The organism is Flavobacterium piscis (assembly GCF_001686925.1).
GTDB classification, from domain to species: domain Bacteria; phylum Bacteroidota; class Bacteroidia; order Flavobacteriales; family Flavobacteriaceae; genus Flavobacterium; species Flavobacterium piscis.
The window spans coordinates 658444-671088 of sequence record NZ_LVEN01000027.1 but is presented as its reverse complement, the minus strand read 5'-3'; the positions used below and the strand labels follow the sequence as shown (position 1 = coordinate 671088).

14 protein-coding genes are annotated in these 12645 nt (G+C 31.4%); 4 read left to right on the top strand and 10 right to left on the bottom strand.

Annotated elements, in window-relative coordinates:
- Positions 1 to 8: 8 nt before the first annotated feature.
- The 5 genes from FLP_RS13270 to FLP_RS13245 form a co-directional block, all read right to left on the bottom strand.
- A complete protein-coding gene (locus tag FLP_RS13270) occupies positions 9 to 188 on the bottom strand; it encodes a hypothetical protein (protein WP_065449965.1) in 180 nt (59 codons plus the stop codon).
- A gap of 381 nt (positions 189 to 569) precedes the next feature.
- Entirely contained in the window at positions 570 to 1874 is a 1305-nt protein-coding gene (locus FLP_RS13265) for a M20/M25/M40 family metallo-hydrolase (RefSeq protein ID WP_065449964.1), read from the bottom strand.
- A 211-nt stretch (positions 1875 to 2085) separates the two neighbouring features.
- Complete coding sequence (locus FLP_RS13260) at positions 2086 to 2913, bottom strand: DUF3800 domain-containing protein (protein ID WP_065449963.1); 828 nt, start codon at positions 2911 to 2913, stop codon at positions 2086 to 2088.
- A 371-nt stretch (positions 2914 to 3284) separates the two neighbouring features.
- Positions 3285 to 3626: a hypothetical protein gene (locus FLP_RS13250; RefSeq protein WP_065449961.1), complete on the bottom strand. Its 342-nt coding sequence runs from the start codon at positions 3624 to 3626 to the stop codon at positions 3285 to 3287.
- A gap of 1 nt (position 3627) precedes the next feature.
- Positions 3628 to 4500, bottom strand: coding sequence for a hypothetical protein (locus tag FLP_RS13245; RefSeq protein WP_065449960.1), 873 nt, complete (start codon positions 4498 to 4500; stop codon positions 3628 to 3630).
- A gap of 266 nt (positions 4501 to 4766) precedes the next feature.
- On the opposite strand from FLP_RS13245, the gene FLP_RS13240 reads away from it, so the two are divergent.
- Positions 4767 to 5537, top strand: coding sequence for a hypothetical protein (locus FLP_RS13240; RefSeq protein WP_065449959.1), 771 nt, complete (start codon positions 4767 to 4769; stop codon positions 5535 to 5537).
- Between the two features lie 185 nt (positions 5538 to 5722).
- The gene (locus FLP_RS13235; RefSeq protein WP_065449958.1) at positions 5723 to 6637 is read left to right on the top strand and encodes a hypothetical protein; all 915 of its coding nucleotides are present in this window, start codon (positions 5723 to 5725) and stop codon (positions 6635 to 6637) included.
- A 155-nt stretch (positions 6638 to 6792) separates the two neighbouring features.
- Here the strand turns inward: FLP_RS13235 and FLP_RS13230 are convergent, their stop codons facing one another.
- From FLP_RS13230 to FLP_RS13210, 5 genes are all read right to left on the bottom strand, one after another.
- Complete coding sequence (locus FLP_RS13230; RefSeq protein WP_065449957.1) at positions 6793 to 7371, bottom strand: DUF4833 domain-containing protein; 579 nt, start codon at positions 7369 to 7371, stop codon at positions 6793 to 6795.
- A 364-nt stretch (positions 7372 to 7735) separates the two neighbouring features.
- Complete coding sequence (locus tag FLP_RS13225; protein WP_065449956.1) at positions 7736 to 8167, bottom strand: GtrA family protein; 432 nt, start codon at positions 8165 to 8167, stop codon at positions 7736 to 7738.
- 1 nt (position 8168) lies between these two features.
- Entirely contained in the window at positions 8169 to 8855 is a 687-nt protein-coding gene (locus tag FLP_RS13220; RefSeq protein WP_065449955.1) for a CDP-alcohol phosphatidyltransferase family protein, read from the bottom strand.
- A gap of 153 nt (positions 8856 to 9008) precedes the next feature.
- Positions 9009 to 9815: a phytanoyl-CoA dioxygenase family protein gene (locus tag FLP_RS13215; RefSeq protein ID WP_065449954.1), complete on the bottom strand. Its 807-nt coding sequence runs from the start codon at positions 9813 to 9815 to the stop codon at positions 9009 to 9011.
- Between the two features lie 229 nt (positions 9816 to 10044).
- The gene (locus tag FLP_RS13210; RefSeq protein WP_065450294.1) at positions 10045 to 10833 is read right to left on the bottom strand and encodes an SDR family NAD(P)-dependent oxidoreductase; all 789 of its coding nucleotides are present in this window, start codon (positions 10831 to 10833) and stop codon (positions 10045 to 10047) included.
- Positions 10834 to 11144: 311 nt separating this feature from the next.
- On the opposite strand from FLP_RS13210, the gene FLP_RS13205 reads away from it, so the two are divergent.
- A complete protein-coding gene (locus FLP_RS13205) occupies positions 11145 to 11993 on the top strand; it encodes a helix-turn-helix domain-containing protein (protein ID WP_083195866.1) in 849 nt (282 codons plus the stop codon).
- Positions 11994 to 12077: 84 nt separating this feature from the next.
- Positions 12078 to 12644 (top strand): DUF417 family protein, encoded by a 567-nt coding sequence (locus tag FLP_RS13200; RefSeq protein WP_165606676.1) that lies wholly within the window; start codon positions 12078 to 12080, stop codon positions 12642 to 12644.
- The last annotated feature ends 1 nt before the right edge of the window (position 12645 follow it).

Here is a 12645-nt window from a genome sequence, read left to right as displayed (position 1 = left end):
TTAAAAAACTATTCTTTTACTTCTTGCGAATTCTTTTTTGGTACGGTAGTCGTGTCCGATTTAGTGACCGTCGAGTCAAGACTTTTTCCGTCACTGCCCACTCCCGCACTTAAATTACCTTTACATGAAAATAGTAATTGAGTAAACAACAGGAGTACTATAAATTTTGAATGTAAGTGCGTTTTCATAATTTAAATTATTTAGATAATTTGAAAATAATCCGTTTAAATGATTAATTGATTTAAAGTTAGTGAAATAATTAGTTCTGGACAACGAATCCTGAATGGTTAACCGTAACATTTCATATAGAAGATCAGGAAATATAATTTTGCTCTAACCCTGCTCTCCGAAGTGTTCTTCTTTACGATGCGCAATCCCAAAAGTCTTAGGGACTGACTTTGCGCCATTTTAAAGAAATATAATTGAAAACAGAAACTTCATAAAGTCTCTGACTTTACAGCTAATTTTCTTAGATACTAATTTATAGTTACCCGCACACACAAATAATAAAAAAGCACTGAAAACCAATCATTTTCAGTGCTTTTTCGATTATTTATAATTTATTTATTTTATTTCAATTGAGTAGTATCTACTCTTGTTGGCGTATCTTTTCCGCTAATAATCGAAGAAGAACTTAATGCAATTGCTTTTATTATTTGGGTCATGTTATCAATATCCAACGTTTCAAATTCATCATCGGCCGTGTGATACGTTAGTTCATTATCCATTTTTGAAGTAGAAATAGTGTGAGCAGGAACTCCAAGCCTGGCTAACGTAGCGTTGTCTGAACGGTAAAACAATTGTTGTTCCGGATAAGGATCTGCATAAAATTTAAAACTTGCTCCTGTTAAATTAGCTTGTAAAAGCTGTCCCATATTCGACTTTTCGAAGCCTGTAATGTAAGCAGAGTTTTTACCCCATTTAGATTCTGTTCCTATCATTTCAATATTGAACATTGCAATCACTTTTTCCGGCGCAAGCTGTTTAGAAAAATATTTGGCTCCATAACCCCCTATTTCTTCCGCTACAAATGCGGTAAAAATAATAGTACGCTCGTTGTTATTTTGTTTTTTAAAATATTTCGCCAGCATAATAACTGCTGTTGTTCCGGCGGCATCATCATTAGCACCATTATAAATAGAATCTGCTGCAGGATGCGGAGCACCTTCTTCGGGAGAGCCAATTCCTAAATGATCATAATGCCCTGAAAAAATCACATACTCGTTTGGTTTCGTTTTTCCGGGTAATATTCCAACAACATTATTCAATGTTTTTTTGGAGATTGTATTCGTTAATTCAACAGAAAAAGTAGTCGCTGCTGTGGTACCAAAAACAAACACAATCGTATTGTTTCCAGGAGTCGCATTTATTCGTTCAATGTGTTGAATATTCGGTAAAACTTTATCAAATGAAGGGTCAACCAGTACCAAAAGATTTTTCTGACTTTTATAATATTCATTAAATTTCTCGCCAATGTTATCTCCTTTATTGATTTTTACAACAGCAATATCACTTTTTTCAGTTAAATAAACCTGAGGAAGGTACGAGAATGTTGCAACTTGATTGTTATTGATTTCTTTGCCGTCAATAGTAATTTTTGAAGAAAGTGGTTTAGAGTCAGTCATCGAAAATTCTTGTTTGTAATTCGTTCCTGCATTGAAAGTTTGCAAACCAATTGCTTTAAACTCCGATTCTATAAAGGCCGATGCTTTGTCTATACCGGGAGTAAAAGTTCTCCTGCCCTGCATATCATCAGCCGAAAGTATCTTCTCTATACGAGTTACTTCCTTGTTCGTAATAATTTTATCAATCGATTGTCCCTGTATAGTATAACATTGACTCAGAACAAACATACTAACAATAATTTTTTTCATATTTTACTTTTATAAATAATATTTTGGTTAAACCAAAAGTACATTAATTAAAATAATAAAGGAAAAATAAGAACTAACAATAAAAAGTCGAGAGACTTTTATCAGGTGTAGAATTTCTAAGAAGCAAAAAAATGCACAAAGTCAGAGACATTTGCGTTTGTCATAAGGAAGACTTTGAAGAGCGGAGGCATTGTGTTGTTAAGAGCATTTCTTACTCTTCTAGAATTTTTTTAATTTTCCCTCTAAAAGATGGGTTACCACTAGGAGGAATAATTCCGTAACCTAGCATAGTTCCATTCCCGTATCTAATTTTGCATTTGTAAAGTTCAAAAATTTCTGTGGCAAATAAATTTTGACGTTTTGAAAGTTTCGCATCTAAATAATCTTTTATCGAACCAATTATTAAGTCACTGAATTGTAAAAGTGGACTGTGGTTACATTTTGCAAACAGAAGTGAATGAAAGAAATTACAATCTGATAATTTTCCACATTTTATTGTAGTTCCAGCAGAAGATTTTCCTTGATGAAATAATCGATAATATGCTTGGACTAAAGGTTGAGGATTGCCGTCTGGCGGCCAATCTAAAATAACATAAGTTTCGTAATCTTTGTTCATAGCATCAATTCCAATACGCATCAAAAGATTTTCAAAAGAATATTTCAGAAATTCTGGTTTGGATTTTTTTGCCAATTTCATATCATCTGAAAAACTTTCAATTATTCCACAAACTATTGTATAATCTAACTCGAGAGAATTTTTAATTATTTCTTTACGCCAACAATTTGATTCCGCAAGCATAGCTTTATACTCGTCTAGTCTTTTGAATTCCAGAAACTTATCTTTTATTACCGTGTCCTTAAAATTCCATTTCATCGGTAAATTTGGATGTGTATATTTTGATTTAGCATTGCTTATGATTTCGAGTAATCTTGTTTCGTCAGTTTTGCTAATTAGAATACCGCCGAAAAGATGAATCCGATTCGTTTTGTCGGATTTGTCCGATTTGCAGTATGTGTCATCAGCATAAAATGTCTTCATGTCTATTAAGAGTATAGAGAATTACTACTAATGTCCCATGGCTTTACGAAGTTTGGAGTTTGGGAAACGATTTACTCAGATGTTTACAGATAAGAGAATATATTTATAGAAATATAAAAATTTATTCCGAATCATTTGTTATATTTTTTTTTGTCGGAAAAAAATGTCTAAAAATAAAAGGTAACGCAAAAGTTAAAAGTGTTTCGATTACTGCAATTATTTTCATATTTTCAAAGGGACGATTTAAACATACTAAAACCAGTAAACAAATAAGTACTATAACGTAACAACTTAGTAGTACAATTGTAATAGCTGCCTTAAGCCTTATATCATTCATTTCACGAAACATATTAATGTTTTGCTGTTCCTTCTTAGTGGCCATATTCTATATATTGATAGTATTCCAGAATGTTTAAATCTTCAGTCTTAAAAGTAAATTTTTCTTTTCCTTCAAGCTCACAAGTAAAACAATTAATCTCTTCAGGTATATCATTTAAATTGTTATAAACTTTTATAATACGTGTACAATTTTCATTTTTACATTCAACAGCAAATTTTCTACGGAATATACCTTGTCTAACAGCTATCTTACATAAAAATCTTGCCCAACGTGTAGATATATTAAAAAAGCTTCTGACATTTTCTACATAAATTCTGTCAGGGTCAGTTTCCTTAATTAATTGAGCTCGCTTAGCCTGTAGACTTTTAAACATGTTAATTATTGTTTTTTACTACTAAATCTATTAAGTCATTAATTCCATTTAAGTACGGCGGATAAACTGAAAAATTAAAAATTCCAGTGGTTGGGTCAACAACAAAAAAATTAACTAAATTCTCTTTCTCTAATAATCTAAATGTAGTCTGACGTATTGGTGTTTTAATCAATTCCGCATATTCTTTAGGCATTTCTTTTTTAATACCAAAATCGCTTTCATCCATTACTTCTTGGGAAGTTGATTTTGCCTTTTTAAATTTTACCTTCATTGCTTCAATTTCATTTTCGTGCCATAGTTTTTTTATCCCCTTGTTTAAATCGTATTTATATAAATGAGTTGGATTAGCATATGGTGTAATACTTGCTAAAATTTTTTCGTCATTTATATCACGTCTGGGACTTAAAATTGTATCAGATGTTATTGTGGCTATATCACGTTCAAGTAAATTAATATGAATAGATAGGATATTTTTCTTTTTATGGATTTGTACAGGAACTAAAAAATTAAATTCTTGAACATCACGTTGTGTTTTATTATACCCTTCATAAGTAACAGGAATAAGCAAATTAAAAATTGAGTGACTATTGCTAATTTTTTGTTTGCTTATGAATGAAGGATGTTTGTCCAGCCATTCATCATCTAAAGCTCCTTTAAATTCATATAAATAAACATACTGTTTCAATAATGAAAAGTGCTCGAAAACAATACTGTATAAATCGTCAGTAGTATACGAACGTGAAATTATGTTTAATAATCCAGCCTGTCGTTCTTTACTTTCTGTTAAGTTAAAAACGGCTTTCAAAGACTCAACAGAAAATGCTTTTAACAATCTTTTATCAATTTCCAATTCACTATTTATAGTTGTACTCATATTTCTTTTTTTACAATAATAAGAATAAAATATTGCAATAAAATTATATTTTTTAAGTATTTTAATATAATTATCAACAAAAAATAAACTTATCCTGTTAAAATGTGTTTTTAATCCTAATATGATTATTTCTTATTACGATAATATTTATTTTAACGAAAATTCACAAACTGATTTAGTAATCCAAAACATTTGAAAATTTAGTCTTAATAAAATCATATTTAAATCATACATTAGCAAGAAACTATACATAAATAGATTATTAAATGATTAAAGATTTTTTAATTTCATTTTCAGAAAACATTAAAGAAAAAAGTAAGAATCCATTTCTTGGAACATATTTGCTAGTATGGTTGATTAGAAATTGGGATTTAGTTTACAGTCTTTTCAATTTTGACCCAAATTCAAAACGTGGAGAAAGAATAAAATTCGTTAATGACTACTATAATAAAATTAATTTTGTCGAAAATCTATTAATAAATATTTTATGGTCATTTGGACTTTTAATCTTAACTTATATATTAGTAAATATTTCAAGAGTTATTGTCAATTTATCTGAAAAACGCTTAACTCCTTGGATTTATAAAAAAACAGATTCTAAATCAATAGTTTTAAAAGAAGAATACGATAGAATTCGCTCCGAAAATGATGAATTACAAATTCGATTAGATAAGGAACGTGAAAGTAAATCAAAATTAGAAACTCGTATTAAAAACTTAGAAAATGAAATATTAGACATTTCCAAAATTAAAAGCAATATAACTACTGAAACAGATAATGATCAGTCTTCCAATAATGCAGATAAAACAGATTCATTCATAAGTCGTATTAGAAGCAAAAGTACTATTGAAGAATTTTTAAGATTGTGTCTAAATATTCAACGGGGTGAACCCATTCAAAATAACGATAAATCGCTCGACTATTTCTTACAAATAGGTTTAATCAAATTTAAGACAAATTATACTAGTGCAGCAAAATATTATACGTTAACTGCAGATGGAGAAAAAGTAGTAGAAAAATTACGATTAGAGATGTAAAATTATCCTTTAAAACTCGATCTCGAGGATTTGTAATCCCTGCCCGTAAAGTATATCTTAAAAGATTTAAACAAAATAAAACTAAATAATGATCTGTAATAAATTTAAGTTTCGATTGGAGATGCAATAGCGAATTGATTGAGAAGTTAAAAAGAGATTGTTGAGAGAAATAACAAAATATTAATATGAGATATATAATTACCCTATTTGCTTTTTTAATTTTAAATGTTGGTTTCTCAAAAGAAACTACACAAAAAAGGAATAATTTAATCGAAAATAAAATATCAATTCTTGATAAAAAAGTAAATTCAATTGAAATGAATTATTCAAAAAATATTAGTCGAGAATATAAAGACTTAAATGATCTATACTACAATGGATTTACAATTTTAATAGCTTTATTTGGAGCTATATTTCCCCTATTATTTTATATCTTTCAGTTTAAACCTGCGCAAGATGCATTAAAACAATCTCAAAATTTATTACTAAAGTTTGAAGAAAATTTTGAGAATCGATTTGACGAACACATGAAAAAAAGGGTTACAAAAACTATAGACCAAGCAATCGAATCTTTTGAAAACCTAGAAGAACAAACTTTACCTACTCATTATACAAATTTAGAAAGTCTTAATGGCGAAACAGCATCAAAACTACAAATACTTAGATTAATTGGACTTTTAAAAAGAACTGATGTAAATAAAGGAGATAAAGATTTTTTTGCTCGTCTACTCACTTATCAAAATGATGATGCAATCGAAAAATACTTTGTCGATTTAGTAGCCACTGAACCAAATGACAGAAAATTTGAATATTGTGCAACTTATTTCGCAATAAATAGCAAAACGGAGTATCTTGATTTAATATCTGAACCTATTATAAAGAACAATAATTTAAGCGATATATTTTCAAAGATTTTTAAACATTCCCCAACATATGCATGTGAATTGTTAAATAATAAAAATTTAGTAAATAATTCAAAAAAGGAAAATATTATAAGTTTTTTCGACTATCTAAAAGATAACGAAAGAAATAAATTTGAAAAAATTAAAAATACATCAATGTCTCAAAAATACAGTGAGTTAAAAGCTGAAGAAGCATAAGAAACTAGATGTTCATAATGCATATAATTAGTTATCAACTCTGAATTAAAAGTCTTTAAAATTGGCAATAATATTTTGTAGAATTTTTTTTATTAATATAGGAATGGGCACGGAAGAATTCTGTGCTATCATTTATACATCGAAGTATAGAAAGCTCATTTCAACAACATCCTCTCAGTAATTACTTTATTAGAAGAAACATCAACCCCGGTAACTTCAGCATACTTTACATTTGGAAACCAAAAAGAACCTCCTTCAATGCGCACAAATATTTTTTCTACCTGAATTTTTTTCTGATTTACATTTACAAAAACATGATATTTTTGATCTGCATCTATCTTTTTCAAGGTTAAGGATAACTTTTTATACGATACAAATTGAAACTCAAACTCTTCATTATTTACCGTTTTACTTTCTATTCCGTAGGCAAATTTGCGTTGTAAATAATTAAGATCTTTTTTTTCTCCTTTCTCAGCATACCGAATCCAATAGGCTTTTATAGGATTGCTTTTGTCTATTTTTCCATTTTCCTGGTAGTTAATGGCATAAATAGCAGTGTTTGTATTGGGGTCGCGCTGAATGTAAAACAGCATATTATCTATATTTTTAGGTGTTGGAAAATGTAACGGCGATGGATTTTTGGATTGTGCCAATAGATTTCCGGAAATTATATTGACTAAGAGGGTTATAACGATTAGAGATTTTGTAAAATATTTAAAGGGTAATTTATTCATAAACGAAATTTTTATATGACATTGGGTGTAATTATTTAAACACACTTCGACTCCGCTCAGTCCAGGCTGGAAACATAGCTTTAAGACATTTAAAAAGGCGTTTCACATGTTTTAATGAAGATTAACTCTTTCAGAATCCGCAATCTTGTCATCTCGACGAAGGAGAGATCACACAAGAAACTCGACAAAGATTGGCGAATATCTGACCGGAAATACTAGTGTGATCTCTCCTTCGTCGAGATGACAAACTTTGTTTTACTTCTCTGTCTTTTTACTACTTCCTTAACTTAATGACATTGGGCTTTGGGACTATGTGTTAGAACAGAAAAACCACAAAATTACACCCAACTGGTTATTGATATACTTAATTTGATTCGACTACATTCTGTTTATCGTTTGACCTAAAAACCCAATTTTTAATCAGCGGATAGTTAAATCCATAAGAAACAAAACTATCAATGATCAATCTTCCGATTCTATAATCGATTTGAAATGATTTTTGCAACATAAGCGTTCCAAATGATTTTAGGGAAATACTTCCTAACACCACCAACGCAAATTTAAAAAGCTGGTTATTGATCGGACTGCTATAACCAGATTGATTTTTAAATACCCAAAATCTATTGATGCTGAAATTGATAACGGCGCCAACGGTTCCGGAGATTAGAATAGAAAAAGTGAAATGTAATTTGAATACTTCAGTTAGTAAAATCATCAAGCCATAATCGGTAATGCCGCCTAAAAATGCCGCAACTTGTGCTTGTAGAAAAGTGATTATGGATTTTTTCCTGAACATTTCAGTATTGGTTTTTATCTTTTAAATCGCCTAGCTTTAAAAGTTTTACGCTGTCTATGATATTAATTATAAGCAATATAATAGTGATTAAGCCAGCCAAATAGGTAATGGATCCCGGAAATAAAACTTCTGCTATTAAAATAAAAGCAATAATAAACCGAAGCTCTGTTGGGCCGACAGCGCCAGAATCTATACTGTATTCATTGGTGATTTTATAGCGTAACTGACTGATGATGATCGACCAGCCATACAAGGCGACAAAAGCAAAAGCTACTATTTGTGTGGCATTTTCAGCATAAATGTAGTAGCCAAAGCCTATAAGTACAATGCCAATCCAGTCGGCAATAATATCGAGTGCAAAACCATAACAGCGGCGCGGAGTATTTCTATAATAAGCCAATCTTCCGTCTAAAGAATCGCCTAACCAATTTATAGCCAATCCGATAATACCCAAAAGCAAATACCAATTGGCTAAATAAGTACCTAAAACAAAAGCTAAAAAAACGAGTCCCGAACCCAATGTACCTATTAAAGTGAGCACGTTGGGCGAAATGAATTTAGGCACCTTTGGAAGCAAAAATACAATCGTTGACTGTTCTGCTTTTTTTAAAATATTAGTTCGCTTACGGTCTGAAAATGTTCTTTGTGCAATTTCATTATAATCTTCAACCTGTGTTTCTTTTCCCATTAATAAAACAATATTACTAAGCCTGAGAGTAAGCCAATTCTAGTTTTATAATTTTCAATTTTATTTTTCTTTGCGTATTTTTAAAGAAATCGCTGGTTCTTTTTAGCTTACCTGATCTAACCAGATAACTAAATGCAAGGGCAATCAGCATAATTATTTAACAATACCCGCAAAACGTTGATAAAAAACCGTTGGGCTGTTCTCATCTTTTGGAGCATATTTTCCGGCTATAATGGGAACATAAATAACTCTTCTTCTGCTTGCTTCGCCACGGATGGTTGATTCTGCCACTCTGTGCCACAAACGGCCATCGTGAATGGTTAAATCTCCAGCTTCCGGAGTGATAGCAACTTCCTGTGGATCAGGTTTATTATCTAAAAAGTATTTTTTACGAAAAAGCATCTGATAAATACTTTGCTTGTGCGTACCCGGAATGATTTTAAGGCCGCCGTTTTCGGGTTGTAAAGTGCTCAAGTGAATACCCACATTTAACATCGGGTTTAATTTTCCACCATAAAAAATATCTCTTAAACCGTCTGTATGCCAGCCCATTTTAGTAAACTTACTTTCCGGCCCGTTGATATAGTGATTGAAAACCATTCCGTCTTTTTCTTCAGTACCCAATCTCGACCCCTCGCCTGCCAATGGTAATAAACTATTGAATCTTGGATCAAGTAAAAGTCCGCTTAAGGTTTGATGATGCTGATTGATAAAAGCAAAACGCTGTACAATTGGAGAACCATCTAAATCTTTTCCGTATTTAATGGGAACACCATTTACTTTTTGAAGGTCGTTGTCAATCCATTTTTGCTCCACTTGTTTTGATGCATCAATGATGGATGAAACCGTTTCCGGATTTATAAATTTTTTGAAATGGATGAAGCCATGTTCGTTAAAAAAGTTTGTTTGCTCAGCAGTTAATTGCTCAGTAAGGGTAAATGTTTTATATGAAGATACCATGATAAATATATTTAATAAATGAAATAATAGTGTTTGAAATTTTATCTAAAGAATTAGCAACAGCAACAACAGCAACACATTCGCATAGTGTTGGCGTGCATTCGATCTTTAGTAAAATTAAACTTATTTCTCATATTAGATATACTCTATAGAATTAGTAGATATTTATACAAATGTAATATAATTTCTTATTTGCAAAGAATATTTTTTTATTTTTTTTTTGAAAAAATTAAATTTTATAAATTCCGGCAGCGGTTTTTTCGATGAAAGCCTTTGGTAGTATGCGGTTGGCATAAACCGAAATGATATTGGTAAAACCCGGAATAACTTCTGATTTTTTGTTGAACATGGCTTTTACCGCCATTTTTGCCACTTCATCAGGCTGCATATTAAACTTTTCGGCCATTTTGCTGAAAGCGTCTAAACCCGCTCTTGAAGCAAAACCAGTAGCAACCGGACCCGGACTAAAACAGGTTACTGAAATGGAAGTTTGGGCAAGTTCGAAACGCAAAGCACGCGTAAACGATAAAACAAAAGCCTTTGTAGCCGAATACACCGCCAGCGTAGGTACAGCCTGGTAAGCAGCAGTACTCGATATATTTAAAATGTAGGCTTGTTTTTCTTGTGAAAGTATGGGGATTAATAAATGTGAAAGTTCTACTACGACATTCATGTTAAGCTGCATCATGCCAAGCTGATCGGTTAGAGAAGACTGACTAAAATCGCCCCACACACCATAACCGGCATTGTTTACTAAAACGCCAACAGGATAGTTATTGCTTTTTATCCAATCGGTTACTTTTTGCGATGCACCATCTGTCGAAAGATCAATCGATAAAATAGCTACATTGATGTCGTATTTAATCTTCAGCTCATCAGATAGTGCTTTTAATTCGGCTTCACTTCTTGCAACAAGCAATAGCGGATAACCCTGTTTGGCCAATTCATAAGCAATAGCTTTTCCAATGCCTTTGCTGGCGCCAGTTATTAAGGCATACGGTTTCGTTTTTTCGCTCATTTTATTCATTTAATCATCAAATATAAAAATTAATTGTAAACTGTTGGGTGTGCAATTTGCATAATGGTACCCACGCATTAAGAAAAAAATTATTCTTTTTAGTCCAAATAATTTGCTCTTTTTAGTCCTGAAACAATTCGCCAAATTGATAAACACAAAATAGTAAGCAAAATAGTCTTAGCATCTAACGACGCACTTAATGCATACTTTATTATATAATTTAATGCTATTTTGTGATATCTTTCTAAATAGTATTGAATAGCAACAATTCATTGTATAAATTTACAATCATATCCAATCCAAAGTCGAAAATGAACAAAGTATTCTCAGAAAACAAAACCTTACTCTTAGGAATAGAAAAATCTGAAACTAATTTATTAGATACTCCTTTACAATTTAGCGAATATACTATCTTATTGGTAAGTAAAGGTGAAGGAATTTATCATGCTGATTTTGCTTCTTTTTCTTTTAGTGCTCCTGTGATACTATTTTCAACGCCGCAACAATCTATATCGATCACGGAAATTTCGCCATTAACCTACACCACATTACAATTTCATGGTGACTTTTACTGTATAGAATATCATAGAAAAGAGGTGGCCTGCAATGGATTATTATTTAACAATATTTACATTGAGCCTTCGATACAATTAACTACTCAACAACATCAATTGTATTGCCAGTTAGTCGATCATATTATTGACGAGATACAACAACAGAATCCGTCAGAAATTGTATTACGCTCCTATCTTCAGCTGGTACTTGCCAAATCGAGCAGTCTGAAAATGACTACTGAGAAACAAAATTTTCAAAAAGATGAAAAAATGGATCAGTTTAAAATATTGCTTGAAGAAAATTTCTTATCGCTGCATAAACCAAGTGAATACGCATCATTACTGTATATGACACCAAATAATTTCACTAAACAATGCAGCAAACGTTTCAATAAAACGCCTACGCAAATGATTCAGGAAAGATTAATTCTTGAGGCAAAGAAGCAACTTCATCTCACCCGATTGAGTATCAAGGAAATTGCTTATGCCTTAAAATTCCAGGATGAATATTATTTTAGCCGCGTGTTTAAAAAAATGACTAAAATCTCTCCTCAGACCTTCAGAAAAACAACCGGTATTTCTATTGTGGCAGATTTGTCTAGCTAATAGCGCTTTTTATCCATTTCCTATTGCTTATCGACGAGATAACTTTGCATTGTTAATGATGACAAAAACTTAAAAATCAAAACAATGAAAAATGCTCTTTTAAACACAATAGCAAATCTTGATAATCTTGGTAAAAATGCAGTACGCGCTGGTATCGTAATCGTTTTTTTATGGATTGGCGGACTTAAATTCTTTAATTATGAAGCTGATGGAATCGTGCCTTTTGTGGCCAACAGTCCTTTTATGTCTTTTTTCTATAACAATCCATCTGAGTATAAACAATACAGCAATAAAGAAGGTGAATTAATTACCGAAAATCACCAATGGAACATTCAAAATAATACCTATGGTTTTGCGAATGGCTTGGGAATTTTATTAATTGGTATTGCTTTTTTAGTAGCCATTCATAACTGGGCTCCTCTTGCAAGTATGTTTGGAAGCATTTTAGTATTTATACTCACCATCGGTACACTTTCGTTTTTAGTAACAACTCCGGAAAGTTGGGTGCCACATTTGACAGATCATCAATACGGATTTCCTTATTTATCAGGACGTGGGCGTTTGGTACTTAAAGATATAGTTATACTAGGAGCCTCATTAATTACCATGAGCCAATCGGCATCACTTTATCTGAAAAGAAAAAACAGATAAC